This is a genomic window from Sphingobium sp. MP9-4 (assembly GCF_005281675.1).
In the GTDB taxonomy this organism is placed as follows: domain Bacteria; phylum Pseudomonadota; class Alphaproteobacteria; order Sphingomonadales; family Sphingomonadaceae; genus Sphingobium; species Sphingobium yanoikuyae.
Genome location: NZ_LUFI01000042.1, coordinates 1 through 14,902, shown reverse-complemented (window position 1 = coordinate 14,902; position 14,902 = coordinate 1). Strand labels below are relative to the sequence as shown.

The following is a 14,902-nucleotide window of genomic DNA, read 5'->3' as shown; positions in this document are numbered from 1 at the left end:
GGTCAGCGCTGGGCCAGTGCCGAACGCCGCATCGAATAGCCGAAATAGAGCAGGGCCGCCGCACCAACCCAGACCGCGAACAGCGCATAGGTGTCGGCCGGCAGGCCGAAGATCAGATAGGCGCAGAAGAGCGTGCTGGCGATCGGCAGGACCGGATAGAAGGGCACCTTGTAGCCGCGCGGCAGGTCCGGCCGGGTGCGGCGCAGGATGATGACGCCGATCGACACGGTGGCAAAGGCGATCAGCGTGCCCATGCTGGTGAGGTTGACCAGCACGTCCAATGGCACGAAGGCGGCGAGCAGGGCGACGCCGATCGCGACGATCCACGTATTCTGGCGCGGCACATGGCGCACCGGATCGACCCGGCAGAAAAAGGCGGGCAGCAGCCCGTCGCGACCCATGGCATAGAGGATGCGGGTCTGGCCGTAGATCACCACCAGGGTGACGCTGAAGATCGAGGCGATGGCGCCCAGCGACAGGATCACCGCCGGCCAGCCCGCGCCGGTGAGGTTGTGGAGGATGACGGCCAGGCCCGCTTCCTGCCCGGCAAACTCGGTCCAGGGCTGGGCGCCGATCGCCGCGACCGCGACCAATATATAGGCGGCGGTGACGATCAGCAGCGACAGGATGATGGCAAGCGGCAGGTCGCGGCGCGGATTGCGTACTTCCTCGCCGGCGGTCGAGACCGCGTCGATGCCGATATAGGAAAAGAAGATGGAGGAGGCCGCAGCGCCGATGCCGACCATGCCCTTGGGCGCGAAGGGGTGGAAGTTGGTCGGCTGGAAATGGGCGAGCGCGACCACCACGAACAGCGCCAGCACGGCGAGCTTGGCGATCACCAATATGGCGTTGGCGGTGGTCGATTCCCGCGTGCCGCGCAGCAGCAGGATGAGGCAGAGGCCCACCAGCAGCACGGCGGGCAGGTTGACGATACCGCCCGCACCGGGTGGCCGGGCGATGATGTCGGGCAGGCGCCAGCCGGTGCTGATCGAGAGAAGTTCATTGAGATATTGCCCCCATCCCACGGCAATGGCGGAGGCGGAGACACCATATTCCAGTAGCAGGCAACTGCCGATCAGGAAGGCGGCGAGTTCGCCCATGGTCGCATAGGCATAGGAATAGGAGGAGCCCGACGCCGGCACGGCCGATGCCATTTCGGCATAGCAGAGCGCGGTCAGCGCGGCGGTGATGCCGGCGATGACGAAGGACAAGGTGACCGCCGGCCCCGCTTCGGGCACGGCGGTCGTCAGCGCCACGAATATGCCGGTGCCGATGGTCGCGCCCACGCCCAACATGGTCAGCTGGAACAGGCCGATATTGCGGGCGAGCGGTTTCGCGTCGGGATCGTCGCCGATGAAGTCGAGCACCGGCTTGCAGCGCAGCAGCGCGATCAGGAGCGGATGGCGGGGCGATCGGTTCGTCATGCTCCGCCGCTGTCATGCCGAGCGCGGGAAGGCAAATGAATATCGTGTGAGATTGGCGCGGCGGGACCGGTGAGGGCGCGCGATTGTCGGCGGGCCGCCGCTGGGCTAGGCATGGGGGTGTTGGCCGCCGACCTGTTCGGCTTGGGATGGATGATCGAGCCTTGATGGATCAGAAGCGATTGCCTGGCGCGCGGAAATGGGCGCGATCCATGCTGATGGCGGCGGCGCTGCTGCTGCCGGCGATGGCATCGGCGGCGGATGTGCCGAGCGGCGGCACCATATCGGTGTCCATGCAAGAGGATGCGAGCGGACAGGCGGGCGCGGCGGATGCCTTTGTCGATGCGGCCACCCTGGCCCTGTCGGACAAGGGCTTCACCTTGCTCGACGACGGCCATGCCGCGTTGGTCATGGAACTGGTCATTCGCGCGTCCGAGGTCGGGACCGGGACCGGCAAGGTCGAGAAGAGCAATTCCGACCTGATGCCCGGCGGCGTGTCGGGCGCGGTCGGATCGAGCCTCTCGCTGGCGGTGCCATCCGGCAAGACGCGCCATGTCGCGCTGGAACGCACCGAGCTGGAGATGCGCCTGCATCGGCGCGGCGACGCGGCGGTGATCTGGAGCGGCAGCGCGGTGACGGTCCGCCCGGCCGACAAGCGGGCTAGTGCCGCCACGGCACTGTGCAACGCGCTGCTGCGTGCCTATCCCGAGCAGCCCGAAACGGTGATCGGCGTTCCCTAGATTTTCGCGATCACCTCTTCGCCGATGCGGGCAGCATTGTCGCACCATTCGGAACGGGTGCGGCCCTTGACCGTCACGCCGCAGGCGGTGACGCCCAGTTGCGCATAAGTGCCGATGCGATCGACGATCTGCTGGTTGGAAAGATTCTCGCCCGGCTTGTTGACGCCGCCCAGGATCACGTCAGGTAATGCGGTGCGACCGACCTGCGCCGCATAGTCGCGCATATAGGCGATGCCCGCTTTCAGATCTTCCTCATTCTCCATCGCGGCGGTGCGGGTGGTGGCGCTGTTGACCCCGCCGCCGGCGGTGAAGAAGGGGTTCCAGCCATCGGCGAGATCGACCACGCGGCGGATCGCGCGCTTGGCATTGCCGCCGACATAGAGGGGTAGGCCGGGCTTTTGCGGCGATCCGGGAATGATGCGGTTGCCGAACGCCTGATAGCTACTGCCCTCGAAGGCGAATTCTTCGCCCGACGTGGCGGTGCGGATGGCGCGCAGATATTCGTCCATCAATTCGTTGCGCTGATCGAAGTCCACGCCGAGCGCGCGATATTCGCCCTTGAGATAGCCGGCACCCACGCTGAGCGTCACCCGGCCGCCGGCGAAGGCGTCGAGCGTGGTGATGTCGCGCGCGACGATGAAGGGATTGCGATAGGGCAGGACGAGGATGCCGGTCTGCAGCCGCAGGGTCGTGGTGTGGGCCGCGAGCAGGGCCAGCATGACGAACGGCGATTGGGCATGATGGCCGCCGGCGTCGAGCCAGCGACCGGTCGGCACCGGATGGTCGGTGACGAGGCCGGCGTGGAAGCCGGCCTGTTCCACCGTGCGGCCGATTTCCGCGACCGCCGCCATCGTGCCGAATTCGTCCGGCAGATCGGTATGGTCGAAGGGCAGGGGAACGTTGATCTTCATGCGTCGGACACTCCATGCGGTTCGACCAGCACCCATTGGCGGGCGGCATTGCGGACCCAGCCGGACGAGGCCCAGCTGCCGCCGTCGACCGGCAATATGGTGCCGGTGATGTAGCTGCTCATCGGCGAGGCGAGGAACAGGGCGGCCTGGCCGCATTCGTGGTCGATGCCGGGGCGGCGCAGCGGGATGCGGCGGGCGGTGGCATCGGCCATGGCGGGCGGCACGGGGAACCAGGTCGCTTCGTCCACCGGGCCGGGGGGATTGCCGCGCGTGCCCGGCGTCGTGGTGAAATCGGGCGCGATCGCGTTCACGCGGATGCCATGATCGGCCAACTCCAGCGCCATGGTCCGGTTGAAATTGTTCATTCCCGCCTTGCACGCGGCATAGACGGCATAGCCCGGCGCAGCGCGCGATCCTTCGATGCTGGAGACGTTGATGATGGCGCCGCCGCGCCCGCCCGTGATGATGTGCGGCACGGCGGCCGAGGTGGCGGCGAGCATCGAGACGAGGTTGAGGTCGATATGGCGGCGCCAGCTATTGGCGCTCTGGTCGAGAAAGGGTTTGCGACTGACGCCACCGGCATTGTTGACGAGGATGTCGATCCGGCCAAAGCGGGCCTGGGCCGCGTCCACCATCGCTGCGACCTGATCGGGCTGGGCCATGTCGGTCGGGATGGCGAGGCAGGCGCGGCCATGCTCCGCGATGCGCGCCGCCACTTCCGCGCCGCGTTCGGGGATGATGTCGGCAATGACGATGTCGGCGCCGGCTTCTGCCAGGGCGAGCGCGATGGCGCGGCCGATGCCCGCGCCGCCGCCGGTGACGATGGCGACCTGATCGGTGATGCGGCACTGGTCTGGCGCCATGGCGCGATCCTCTTCCCCTTTTGACCGCCAGTTCGCGGCCAAGGGGGAAGGGGAGTCAATCGCCTGCCCGGTCATATCGACCGGGCGATGGTGCTTATTGGGCGGTCCAGCCGCCGTCGATCGAGAGATTGGCGCCGGTGATCTGGGCGGCGGCGTCGCTGCAGAGATAGAGGGCGGTGGCGGCGACCTGTTCGGCGGTGACGAACTGCTTGGTCGGCTGGCCGGCGAGCAGCACGTCGTTCATCACCTGCTCGCGGGTCATGTTCCGCGCCTTCATCGTGTCGGGAATCTGGTTTTCGACCAGCGGGGTCCAGACATAGCCGGGCGAGATGCAGTTGGCGGTGATGCCGAAGGTGGCGACTTCCAGCGCGACCGTCTTGGTGAAGCCGTTGAGGCCATGCTTGGCGGTCACATAGGCGCTCTTGAAGGGCGAGGCGACCAGCGAGTGGGCCGAGGCGGTCTGGATGATCCGGCCCCACTTCTTGTCCTTCATGTACGGGATGGCAAGGCGCGTGGTGTGGAAGGCGGCATTGAGGTTGAGCGCGATGATGAGATCCCATTTGTCGAGCGGGAATTCCTCGACCGGGGCGACATGCTGCATGCCGGCATTGTTGATGAGGATGTCGATGCCGCCGAAGGCATCGGCCGCTTCCTTCATCATCGCCTCGATCTGATCGACCTTGGTCAGGTCATGGCCGCTGTAGAGCGCCTTGGCGCCCGAGAGCGCTTCAAGGCCGAGCCGTTCCTTCTCGATTCCGTCCGCATCGCCGAAGCCGTTGATCACGACATTGGCGCCTTCGCCGGCCAGCGCCTTGGCATAGGCAAGCCCGATGCCCGAGGTGGAACCGGTGATCAGGGCGGTCTTGCCAGCGAGGGACTTGCTCATGCCATTTTCTCCTTGAGATGATCCGGCGCGTCGAGATCGAAGGTCGCGCTCTTTCCGTCGAGAATGTTGCGGGCGATGAGGTCGCCCTTGTGCATCACTTCTTCCACCGCCTCGCGACCCTGGCTCCAATGGTCGAGCATGGTCGCGCGGGAAAATTCGAAATCCTTGGCGCCGCTTTCCCAGGCGCGGGTGCGGTAGATGAGGTGGACGATGTTGACCGATCCGCCATCGAGCATGTCGCGCAGCTTCTGCGCCTCCGGCCCGTCCTGCAATTCGGGCGGCAGCTTGTCGAGCAGCGCCTTGATCGCGCCATGCTCGCGGCGCAGGCGCAGATACTGGTCGGTCACCTGCCGGGTGCGGCTGCTATACTGGATGTCCTTCATGCGCGAATAGACATCGGTCATCTGCCGCGGCATCGGCCCTTCGGCCGGGAAGAGATCGACCTGGAACACCAGCATGTCGTCGGTCTGGTGGTTGAGGACATGGGCGAGCGGGGTGTTGGAGACGATGCCGCCATCCCAATACCAGCGCCCATCGATCTCGACCGGGGGCAGGCCCGGCGGCAGCGCGCCCGAGGCCATGATATGGCGCGCGTCGATGCGGGTGTTGCCGCCCGGTCCGCGCGTGTCCCAATAAGCGAAATTGCCGGTCTCGACATCGACCGCGCCGACCGACAGCCGGACCGGCCCGTCATTGAGCAGATCCCAGTCGACGCAGGCGTCGAGCGTCTCCTTCAAGGGCGCGCTGTCATAGAAGCTGATCGCGCCGGCCGATCCTTCCGGCATCAGCGGCGCGGGCCACAGGCGCGGGCGGAACATGCCCGGCACGCCCAGCGTCGCGACCGTGCCGGCGGCCATCAGATGGGCGGCTTCGCGGATATGGTCGATTTCCGGCAGGATCATGTTGGGCATGCCGCCCGAGACGGTCAGCCAGAATTTCTTGAGCTGGCTCAGGCGCCGGTGCGGCGGGTTGCCAGCGATGATCGCGGCATTGACCGCGCCGATCGAAATGCCCGCGACCCAGCTGACATCGACCCCCAGTTCATCGAGCCGCTGATAGACGCCAGCCTGGAAGGAGCCGAGCGCGCCACCCCCCTGCAACAGCAATGCGACTTCGCGGGGGAGGGGGAGGGGCGTGGTGGCGCGGCGGCGCGGTCGGGATTCGGTGTCGGCCATGTCGCACTGCAATATAGGTTTTGGTCCGGCCATTCCAACTTAATGTCTCGTAACAAAGTCCTTCCCGTCGATGGAACGTGCATCGTCAGCCGATGGTTTGCAGCCAGCCGGTTATGCAGTAGGCACGGGAACAGGATGCGAGGGAGGCCAGGGTGCGGCTCGACGACGAACAGGAAAGCAGCAATTTCGAGGTGCAGGACGGGCGCGGCGGCGGTTTCGGCGGCGGCGGCGGGATGGGCGGCCTGGGATTGCTGCTGCCGCTGATCGGCAGTCGCTTTGGCTGTGGCGGCATCGTCGTGGTGCTGATCATCCTGGCGGTGATGGGCGTCAATCCGCTCAGCCTGCTGGGCGGCGGTGGCGGCGTGCAGCAGCAGGCGCCGCAGAGTGCGCCGGCGGGCAGCCAGGATGCGAGCAAGCTGACCGAGATCCAGCATTGGTCGTTGAAGGTGCTGGGATCGACCGAGCGGGTCTGGGGCCAGATCTTCAAGGAAGCGGGCCAGACCTATCAGCCGACCATCCTGTCCTTCTATGCGCAGAGCGGCACGTCGGGCTGTGGCGCGGCGCAGAGCGCGATGGGGCCATTTTACTGCCCCAACGACCAGAAGGTCTATCTCGACACCGATTTCTTCACCGAATTGCGCGACCGCTTCGGCGCGTCGGGCGATTTTGCGCAGGCCTATGTGATCGCGCATGAGGTGGGCCATCATGTCCAGGATCTGGAAGGCACGCTGGGCCAGGTGAACCAGCAGCAGCGCCGCGCCAGCGAGGCGCAGGGCAATGCCTTGCAGGTTAAGGTGGAACTGCAGGCGGATTGTTATGCCGGCGTCTGGGCCAAGCGCACGGGCCTGATGGAGCCGGGCGACCTGGAAGAGGGCATGAAGGCGGCGCAGTCGATCGGCGACGATACGCTGCAGAAGTCGGCCGGGCGGCGGCCCGTGCCCGAAAGCTTTACCCATGGCACCAGCGAGCAGCGCATGAGCTGGCTGCGCAAGGGGCTGGACAGTGGCGATCCGGCCCAGTGCGATACGTTCAAGGAGACGCTATAACGCCGGTCAGAGAGAATCGGGCGCCGGCTCGCTCTGTTCGGGCGAGACGGCGGGGTGAGCCGAGGATGTGTGGACGAGGCCCATGCTGGGCTGGCCGGCGTCTGCCACCGGTTCTCCAGCGGGCGGCGCGACGAAGCTCTGCGGCGCGCTGGGGGTGACGGGCGGTGGTGTAACGGCCGCTGCTGCCGGGGCTATGTCGATCGCAGCCGGCGCCGCTGCCGGCTGGACAACCGGCTGGTGATGCGGCGCGAAATTCTGCAGCGCCAGGACGATCATCGGTGCGACCACCAGCGTGCCGCCGGCAAAGACCTTGTACATCATCGATTGACCCGCATTCCCGCCTGAAAATGGAAAGAGATTCGGGCCTTAGCGGGAAGACATGAAAAAATGTCTGCGCTTTATTGGTTAATGCTGATCAAGCTTTGCCAGCAGCGCCAGCATGTCGTCCGGCAGAGTGTCGCGCTGCGCGGAGAAGCTGGACCGCAGCGCCTTGCCCACGCCTTCATAGGGCAGGGGCAGGCCGACATTGACGACGCGGGCGCCGCCGTTGTCCCGTCCCGGTGCCGATCGGCCAAGAGGTTTGCGCTGCATTTCCATGAGACACAGAACGGCCATGTAAGCCAAAAGTTTCTGGATTTCGTCGCATTCGGACGCGATATCGCCGTCAACAAGGAGACGGAAGCGTGACGGACTGGATCGACCTGGAAGCGCGGATACGCGCGCATTCGCCATTTCTGGCGCGGCAGATGGACCGCTATCCGGCCGTCGTCGCGCTGCTGGCGACGGGCGATTTCGACGCGGCGATGGCAGCGGCACAGGCGCAGGGCGTGCCAGAGGATGGGGTGGCCAAATCGCTGCGGCGGCGGCGCGGCGCGATCGCGCTGGTGACGGCGGCGGCCGACCTGGCCGGCGCCTGGGACATGGACCGGGTGACGCGCACCCTGTCCGACTTTGCCGACCAGGCGCTGGCGGAGGCGCTGGCCGCGACCTTTGCCGAACGTTACCCCGATGCCGTGCCGCAGGGCTTCGTCGTGCTGGCGCTGGGCAAGCATGGCAGCCGCGAGCTCAACTACTCATCCGATATCGACCCGATCCTGCTCTATGACCCCACCACCCTGCCGCATGGCGAGCGGGAGGATGTGGCCGACGCGGCGGTGCGGATCGGTCGGCGGGTCAGCGAGATACTGAACGCGCGCGATGGCGACGGCTATGTCTTTCGCGTCGACCTGCGGCTGCGGCCGTCCCCGGAAGCCACGCCGATCGCGCTGCCGGTGGAGGCGGCGATCGGCTATTATGAATCGACCGCGATGGGCTGGGAACAGGCCGCCTTCATCCGCGCCCGGCCGGCGGCGGGCGACATGGCGCTGGGCGACTATTTCCTGCGCCAGATCCGCCCCTTCGTGTGGCGGCGGAGCCTGGACTTCGGAGCGATCGATGCGATCACCGACATCAGCCGGCGCATCCGCGACCATTATGCGCAGGGGCAGGCATTCGGGCCGGGCTATGACCTGAAGCGCGGGCGCGGCGGCATTCGCGAGGTGGAGTTTTTCGCGCAGGTCCATCAGTTGATCCATGGTGGGCGCGACCCGTCATTGCGGTCGGGCCATACGCGCACGGCGCTGCGGGCGCTGGCGGCGGCGGGGGTGATCGAGGCGGAAGTGGCTGCGCGGCTGGACGAAGCCTATGTCTTGTTCCGTACGATCGAACATCGCTTGCAGATGGTCGAGGATCGCCAGACCCATGAATTGCCCAAGAACCCGGACTCGCTGGACAATGTCGGACGCTTGCATGGTCTGGCAGACGGGGCGGCGCTGCTCGACCTGCTGCGGTCGCATGTCGAGTGGGTCGGCGCCAATTATGACCGGCTGACCGCCGCGCCCGACGATGGCAGCCTGTCGCATGACGAGGACAGGCTGAAGGCGCAGCTCAAGGAGATGGGCTTTGCCGATGCCGACTGGGCGGCGGCGCGGGTCGCCCATTGGCGCGACGGCACGATCCGCTCGCTGCGCAGCGGCGCGTCGCGCGAGGCGTTGGAGCGGCTGTTGCCGGTGCTGATGCCCGCGCTCGCCACCGCGCCCGATCCGGGCCGGGCGCTCAACCGGCTGGACGACATGATCGGCCGGCTGCCGAGCGCGATCAACTTCTTCAAGCTGCTGGGCGCGCGGCCGGGGCTGGTCGAACTGCTGGCGGAGATATTGAGCCATGCGCCCGCGCTGGCCGATGTGCTGAGCCGCCGGGTCGAGCTGCTCGAAGGGCTGATCGATGCGTCGGCCTTCGACCCGGTGCCGCCGGTCGATGTCCTGGCGCAGCAATTTTCCGCGCTGGAGGCGGGCGAGGATTATCAGGCGCTGCTCGACCGGGTGCGGCAGCGGGTGAATGATCGCCGCTTCGCGCTGGGCGTGCAGATCGTGCGGGGTGGCGATCCGCTGGAGGCCGGGCGCGGCTATGGCCGGGTTGCGGAAGCGGCGATCGAGGCGCTGGCGGGCGCCACCGTGGCCGAGTTCGAGAGCGCGCATGGCAAGGTGCCGGGCGGCGAGATGGTGATCCTGGCGCTCGGCCGGATGGGCGGCGGGGTGCTGACCCACGCATCGGACCTGGACCTGGTCTATCTCTTCACCGGCGATTTCCTGACGGAATCGGATGGGGCGCGGTCGCTGGGCGCGACCCAATATTTCAACCGCCTTGGCCAGCGCATCACCAATGCGCTGTCGGTGTCGACGGCGGCGGGGCCGCTTTATGAGGTGGATACGCGGCTGCGGCCGTCGGGCGCGCAGGGGCTGCTGGCGGTCAGCCTCGACAGTTTCGCCAAATATCAGCGCGAGGAAGCCTGGACCTGGGAGCATCTGGCGCTGACGCGGGCGCGGCCGGTGTTCGGATCGCCGCAGGCGCGTAGCGCGCTGGAGGCGATCCTGACCGAGACGTTGCAACGGCCGCGCGACTTCGACGAACTGGCGCGGCAGGCGGTGAAGATGCGCGGCGATATTGCCCGGCACAAGCCGCCGGCAAGCGAACTGGACGTCAAGCTGGTGCCCGGCGGGCTGGTCGACATCGAGTTCCTGATCCACATCAGCCAGTTCCATTATCGCCTGGGGTTTGACCCGGATCTGGGCGAGGCGCTGGCCGAGCTGGTGGCGGCCGGTCATCTGCCCGCCGAGCTGATCCCGGCGCAGGAACTGATCACCCGCTTCCTGATCGTGTCGCGGCTGGTATCGCCCAAGTCGACCGAGCCGCCGGAGGCGACCCGGCCGCTGGTGGCGCGGGCCTGTGGCGCAGGTGATTGGGACGCGCTGCTTGAAAGCTATGCCAAGGCCCGGCAAAGCGTCGGCGATGCATGGCGCGCGCTGGCCGCGCCCTATCAGGAGGATCAAGATGCTTGAACAGGGGGCGATGCTGCCCGACGTGGCGCTGAAGGATGCGGATGGCGCGGATTTCAGCCTGGCGCGCTATCGCGGCAAGCCGGTGGTGGTCTATTTCTATCCCAAGGCGGATACGCCCGGCTGCACCAGCGAGGCGAAGGATTTCACCGAACTGACCGGTGAGTTCGCGGCGCTGGGCGTCGCGGTGGTTGGCGTGTCGAAGGACAAGCCGGCAAAGCTGCAGAAGTTCGGCGACAAATATGGGCTGGCGGTGACGCTGGCGTCGGACGAGCCGGGCACGGCCTGCGAGGCGTTCGGCACCTGGGTCGAAAAGTCGCTCTATGGCCGCCAATATATGGGGATCGCGCGGGCGACCTTCCTGGCGGACGGCGACGGCAAGGTCGTGCGGGTCTGGCCCAAGGTCAAGGTCAAGGGCCATGCCGCCGAAGTGCTGGAGGCGGCGAAGGCGCTTTGACCCTGCCACCTGCCATTGATTCCGTGGGCGCAGGGTGCGCCCATGTGCTGACCATTGCCGATCCGACCGCCAAGCTGATGGCGGCGCGGGCGGTGGCGCGGGCCTGGCGACTGGGCCGGCTGGCGCATCGGTTCGACACGGTGATGCCCGACCGGCCGGCCCGGCCCGATGCACCCGAACTGCTGCCGCCGGGGCAGATGCCCAAGCGCAGCAAGATGGGCACGGATCGCGGGCGGATCGCGATGCTGCACGCGCTGGCGCATATCGAGTTCGTCGCGATCGACCTGGCGTTCGACCTGATCGGGCGCTTTGGCGGCGAATTTCCGACAGGCTTCACCGACGAATGGATGCGGGTCGGCGCGGAAGAGGCGATGCATTTCGCGCTGCTCGACCGGCGGCTGCGGCAGCTGGGCAGCCATTATGGCGCGCTACCCGCGCATGACGGGCTGTGGCAGGCGGCGAGCGAGACGGCGGCTGATGCGCTGGCGCGGCTGGCCGTGGTGCCGATGGTGCTGGAGGCGCGGGCACTGGACATCACGCCATCGACGATCGCGCGGTTCGAGGGGGTGGGCGACCATATATCCGCAAAGATGTTGCAGCGGATCATGACGGATGAGATTCGCCATGTGTCGGCGGGGACGACATGGTTCAACCAGGCGACGAACCGATTGGGGCTAGACCCCGTCAAACATTACCAAATCCTTGTGAAACGCCATTTTCGGGGGAGCGTTAAGCCACCGTTCAACGACTCGGCGCGTCGGCAGGCCGGTTTGACGCGGGATTTCTACGACGCGCTTGCAAGCTGAGCGGCGATTTGCAGTCTGCATCCAGCGGGGGCGATCTAGGTCGCCATTTTATTGAACATGGGGAACCCACGAGAGGCAAAAGCCTTCGCGGGCATAAGTCGGGGTCGGCATGTTGATTCTTCGTACTGTGAATGCGCTTGGTGCGCGTTGGTTCCAATCGGCCAGTAAGACGGCCAAGATTTTCGGGATGGTCGGCATGGTAGGCGTGATGTGCGCCGCAGCCCCGGCCAACGCCAAGGATGAAGATGATCCATATGGCGACGCCTCGGAAATCAACACCAGCGCGCTCGGCCCGGCCGATGTCGGCTTCTCCAACATCTTTTCCAGCCTGCAGCGCATGGACGGCAACGCCAAGACCGCGGCCTATATCCCCTCGGGCCGCCCGGTCGAGAAGCTGTCGCTGACCTCGAACTTCGGCGTGCGTTCCGACCCGTTCAACCGCAGCGCCCGCATGCACAAGGGCATCGATATTCCAGGGCCCATCGGCACCCCGATCCACGCGACCGCCGACGGCATCATCAGCCGCGCCGGCTGGGCCAGCGGTTATGGCAACCTGGTCCAGATTTCGCACGGCAATGGCATGGAAACCCGCTACGGCCATATGTCGAAGCTGCTGGTTGCGCCCAACTCCTATGTCCATCGCGGCCAAGTGATCGGCCTGATGGGGTCGACCGGCCGTTCGACCGGCAGCCACCTCCATTATGAAGTCCGCGTCGATGGCGCGGCGATCAACCCGATCCCGTTCGTCGCCGGTCCCGACTATCTGATCGCGATGAACACCAAGCCGCCGGTCGCCATGGGCGGCCCGACCAAGGCGGACGAAAAGGCCGTCGACTGATCGACCGCTTTTGATCCCGACTTTTCCAAAGCCCCGGCGCCCATGGGTTGCCGGGGCTTTTGCTTGATCCTATCTAGGCGCCATGGCCGATATTGACCTCACCCCCTCCGCTGCCGCGCGCGTCGCGGCGATCGCCGCCAAGCAGGGCAAGCCCGCCATATTGCGGCTGGCCGTGGAAGGCGGCGGCTGTTCGGGCTTCCAATATCGCTTTGGCCTGGCCGAGCAGGTGGAGGCCGAGGATCTGGCGGTGGAGCGCGATGGCGTGACGCTGGTGGTGGACGATGTCAGCCTGGATCTGGTGCGCGGCTCCGCGGTCGATTTCGTGTCGGACCTGGGCGGCGCGGCGTTCAAGGTGACCAATCCCAACGCGACCGCCGGTTGCGGTTGCGGCACCAGCTTCTCGGTCTGATCGGCGCATTGGCTTGTAGACGCAGCCCACTTCTCTAAAGGGAGGTGGACAGCGAAAGGGACAGGTCCATTATGCGTATCGCCACCTTCAACATCAACGGCATCAAGGCGCGGCTGCCGCGCCTGCTGGAATGGCTGGACGAGACCCGGCCCGACATCGCCTGCCTGCAGGAAATCAAGACATCCGACGAGACCTTCCCGGTCAAGGATATCGAGGATGCCGGCTATGGCGTGATCTGGCACGGGCAGAAGGGCTTCAACGGCGTGGCCATCCTGGCGCGCGGCGACCAGCCGGTGGAGGTGCGCCGGGGCCTGGAGGGCGAGCCCGAGGACGAGCAGAGCCGTTATCTGGAAGCCGATGTGAAGGGGGTGCGGGTGGCCAGCATCTACCTGCCCAACGGCAATCCCCAGCCGGGGCCGAAATTCGATTACAAGCTGCGCTGGATGAAGCGGCTGCGGGAGCGGGCGGCGGAAATCTGGGCGGAGGAAGTGCCCGCCATCCTGGCCGGCGACTATAATGTCATCCCGCGCGACGTGGACATCTATTCGCCCAAGGCGATGGCCGACGATGCGCTGATGCAGCCCGAAAGCCGGGAGGCCTATCGCCGGCTGCTGGGCGACGGCTGGACCGATTCGATCCTGACCCGCCATCCGGCCGGGGGCGTGTGGACCTATTGGGACTATCAGGCCGGGGCCTGGCCGCGCGACGCGGGCTTCCGCATCGACCATCTGCTGCTGAGCCCGGCGGCGGCCGACCGGCTGGTCGATGCCCAGGTCGACAAGGCATTTCGTGGCCGGGAAAAGGCGAGCGATCATGCGCCGACCTGGGTCGAGCTGCGCGATATCGGAATTTAATCCGGATATTATTGACTCTATTATATCCGGGTAATAAATACCGTGCCGAAGGAGATTCGGTATGGACCGCACATTGACGGCCTTTTCGGGCGACTATTGGATCGCGACCGGCGACGAGGATGAGGTGCGCGCGGCGCTGCGGGCCATGGGGGACGACGCGCAGAATATCCTGCTGTTCGACGATCGCACCGGGCGGCAGGTGGATATCGACCTGCAGGTCGATGCGGTGCCGCGGGGGCGGGGGCGACCCAAGATGGGGGTGCAGGCGCGCGAGATCACCCTGCTGCCGCGCCATTGGGACTGGCTGGCGGCGCAGCCGCGCGGCGCCTCCGCCACGTTGCGCCAGCTGGTCGAGGATGCGGTGAAGGCGAGCGCGGACAAGCCATCGCCCCGCGCGGCGATGGACGCGGCATATCATTTCCTGACCGCGATGGCGGGCGACCGGGCCGGCTATGAAGCGGCGATCCGCGCGCTTTATGCCAGGGACAGGGCGGCGTTCGAGGCGGCGGCGGAAGGCTGGCCCGGCGCGATCCGGGCGCATGGTCTGGCGCTGGCGGAGCCGGCCTTTTCCGCCTAGCCTGCGCATCGCAATGATCGGAGAGGCTGGGTGACGGACGATTTCCTTCAGGGCATGGTGCATGAGGCGGCCGATGACATGCAGGCGGCGATCCGGGCCGACGCCGGCATCTTCGCGCTGTGGCAGGGGCTGACGCCGCTTGGCCGCAACGAGTTCATCTGCTGGGTCGAGGATGCCAAGCAGGCCGCGACCCGCGCGCGGCGCATTGCGCGCACTGTCGAGGAATTGCAGGAGGGCAAGAAGCGGCCCTGCTGCTGGGCCGGCTGCATCCACCGCACCGACAAGGCGCCGAGCCGCTGGCAACAGGCGGTGCTGATCGAGAGGAAGGGGAAGCGGCGCTAGGCCGGCGTGGACAGATTCAACCCTCGCCGAAGGGCCGGGATAGGTGGGTTGTGTTGAGGACCCGGTCTTTGCAGTGATGGCGCGGTTCTGATTCACTGGCTTTGTTGTTAGGAGACAGGCTGATGATGGGTGATTGGACGGTGATGCAGGAGGCGCTGTTTTACAGCTTCAGCCTGGAAGATCATGTTCCCCAGAGCCACTTG

Annotated in this window: 17 protein-coding genes; 10 read left to right on the top strand and 7 right to left on the bottom strand. The window is 66.5% G+C overall.

Going from position 1 to position 14,902, the window contains the following annotated elements; all coding sequences use genetic code 11:
• Positions 1-2: 2 nt before the first annotated feature.
• Entirely contained in the window at positions 3-1,424 is a 1,422-nt protein-coding gene (locus A0U87_RS14370; RefSeq protein WP_048939004.1) for an amino acid permease, read from the bottom strand.
• A gap of 164 nt (positions 1,425-1,588) precedes the next feature.
• Here A0U87_RS14370 and A0U87_RS14365 point away from each other — a divergent pair, with 164 nt between their 5' ends.
• Positions 1,589-2,161 carry a hypothetical protein gene (locus A0U87_RS14365; protein WP_048939018.1) on the top strand — a complete coding sequence of 191 codons (573 nt, stop codon included), beginning with the start codon at positions 1,589-1,591 and terminating at the stop codon, positions 2,159-2,161.
• Here the strand turns inward: A0U87_RS14365 and A0U87_RS14360 are convergent.
• The 4 genes from A0U87_RS14360 to A0U87_RS14345 all read right to left on the bottom strand — a co-directional run bounded on the left by A0U87_RS14360 (position 2,158) and on the right by A0U87_RS14345 (position 5,996).
• On the bottom strand, positions 2,158-3,072 hold the full coding sequence (locus A0U87_RS14360; protein ID WP_048939005.1) for a TIGR03619 family F420-dependent LLM class oxidoreductase: 915 nt from the start codon (positions 3,070-3,072) through the stop codon (positions 2,158-2,160). The two genes, A0U87_RS14365 and A0U87_RS14360, sit on opposite strands and share 4 nt — an antisense overlap.
• Complete coding sequence (locus A0U87_RS14355) at positions 3,069-3,935, bottom strand: SDR family oxidoreductase (protein WP_048939006.1); 867 nt, start codon at positions 3,933-3,935, stop codon at positions 3,069-3,071. The genes A0U87_RS14360 and A0U87_RS14355 overlap by 4 nt, the downstream gene beginning before the upstream one ends.
• A gap of 94 nt (positions 3,936-4,029) precedes the next feature.
• Positions 4,030-4,821 (bottom strand): 3-hydroxybutyrate dehydrogenase, encoded by a 792-nt coding sequence (locus tag A0U87_RS14350; RefSeq protein WP_004210994.1) that lies wholly within the window; start codon positions 4,819-4,821, stop codon positions 4,030-4,032.
• Positions 4,818-5,996 (bottom strand): DUF3734 domain-containing protein, encoded by a 1,179-nt coding sequence (locus tag A0U87_RS14345; protein WP_048939007.1) that lies wholly within the window; start codon positions 5,994-5,996, stop codon positions 4,818-4,820. The genes A0U87_RS14350 and A0U87_RS14345 overlap by 4 nt, the downstream gene beginning before the upstream one ends.
• A 152-nt stretch (positions 5,997-6,148) precedes the next feature.
• On the opposite strand from A0U87_RS14345, the gene A0U87_RS14340 reads away from it, so the two are divergent.
• Entirely contained in the window at positions 6,149-7,042 is an 894-nt protein-coding gene (locus A0U87_RS14340) for a neutral zinc metallopeptidase (protein WP_137405651.1), read from the top strand.
• A 6-nt stretch (positions 7,043-7,048) separates the two neighbouring features.
• Here the strand turns inward: A0U87_RS14340 and A0U87_RS14335 are convergent, their stop codons facing one another.
• Both A0U87_RS14335 and A0U87_RS14330 read right to left on the bottom strand, forming a co-directional pair.
• Complete coding sequence (locus A0U87_RS14335; RefSeq protein ID WP_107917654.1) at positions 7,049-7,363, bottom strand: hypothetical protein; 315 nt, start codon at positions 7,361-7,363, stop codon at positions 7,049-7,051.
• 84 nt (positions 7,364-7,447) lie between these two features.
• The gene (locus tag A0U87_RS14330) at positions 7,448-7,639 is read right to left on the bottom strand and encodes a hypothetical protein (protein ID WP_048939010.1); all 192 of its coding nucleotides are present in this window, start codon (positions 7,637-7,639) and stop codon (positions 7,448-7,450) included.
• Positions 7,640-7,725: 86 nt separating this feature from the next.
• Here A0U87_RS14330 and A0U87_RS14325 point away from each other — a divergent pair, with 86 nt between their 5' ends.
• The 8 genes from A0U87_RS14325 to A0U87_RS14290 all read left to right on the top strand — a co-directional run bounded on the left by A0U87_RS14325 (position 7,726) and on the right by A0U87_RS14290 (position 14,699).
• Positions 7,726-10,419 (top strand): bifunctional [glutamine synthetase] adenylyltransferase/[glutamine synthetase]-adenylyl-L-tyrosine phosphorylase, encoded by a 2,694-nt coding sequence (locus A0U87_RS14325; protein ID WP_137405650.1) that lies wholly within the window; start codon positions 7,726-7,728, stop codon positions 10,417-10,419.
• Complete coding sequence (gene bcp, locus A0U87_RS14320; RefSeq protein WP_048939012.1) at positions 10,412-10,873, top strand: thioredoxin-dependent thiol peroxidase; 462 nt, start codon at positions 10,412-10,414, stop codon at positions 10,871-10,873. Before A0U87_RS14325 ends, bcp begins: the two co-directional genes overlap by 8 nt.
• Positions 10,870-11,679, top strand: coding sequence for a ferritin-like domain-containing protein (locus tag A0U87_RS14315; protein ID WP_137405649.1), 810 nt, complete (start codon positions 10,870-10,872; stop codon positions 11,677-11,679). Before bcp ends, A0U87_RS14315 begins: the two co-directional genes overlap by 4 nt.
• Positions 11,680-11,788: 109 nt before the next feature.
• The gene (locus tag A0U87_RS14310) at positions 11,789-12,517 is read left to right on the top strand and encodes a M23 family metallopeptidase (RefSeq protein WP_004211009.1); all 729 of its coding nucleotides are present in this window, start codon (positions 11,789-11,791) and stop codon (positions 12,515-12,517) included.
• An 82-nt stretch (positions 12,518-12,599) separates the two neighbouring features.
• On the top strand, positions 12,600-12,926 hold the full coding sequence (erpA, locus tag A0U87_RS14305; RefSeq protein WP_004211010.1) for an iron-sulfur cluster insertion protein ErpA: 327 nt from the start codon (positions 12,600-12,602) through the stop codon (positions 12,924-12,926).
• A 71-nt stretch (positions 12,927-12,997) separates the two neighbouring features.
• A complete protein-coding gene (gene xth / locus A0U87_RS14300; RefSeq protein ID WP_048939014.1) occupies positions 12,998-13,780 on the top strand; it encodes an exodeoxyribonuclease III in 783 nt (260 codons plus the stop codon).
• 61 nt (positions 13,781-13,841) lie between these two features.
• Complete coding sequence (locus A0U87_RS14295; protein ID WP_048939015.1) at positions 13,842-14,357, top strand: DUF2239 family protein; 516 nt, start codon at positions 13,842-13,844, stop codon at positions 14,355-14,357.
• Between the two features lie 30 nt (positions 14,358-14,387).
• Complete coding sequence (locus tag A0U87_RS14290; protein WP_048939016.1) at positions 14,388-14,699, top strand: YdeI/OmpD-associated family protein; 312 nt, start codon at positions 14,388-14,390, stop codon at positions 14,697-14,699.
• Positions 14,700-14,902 lie beyond the last annotated feature (203 nt).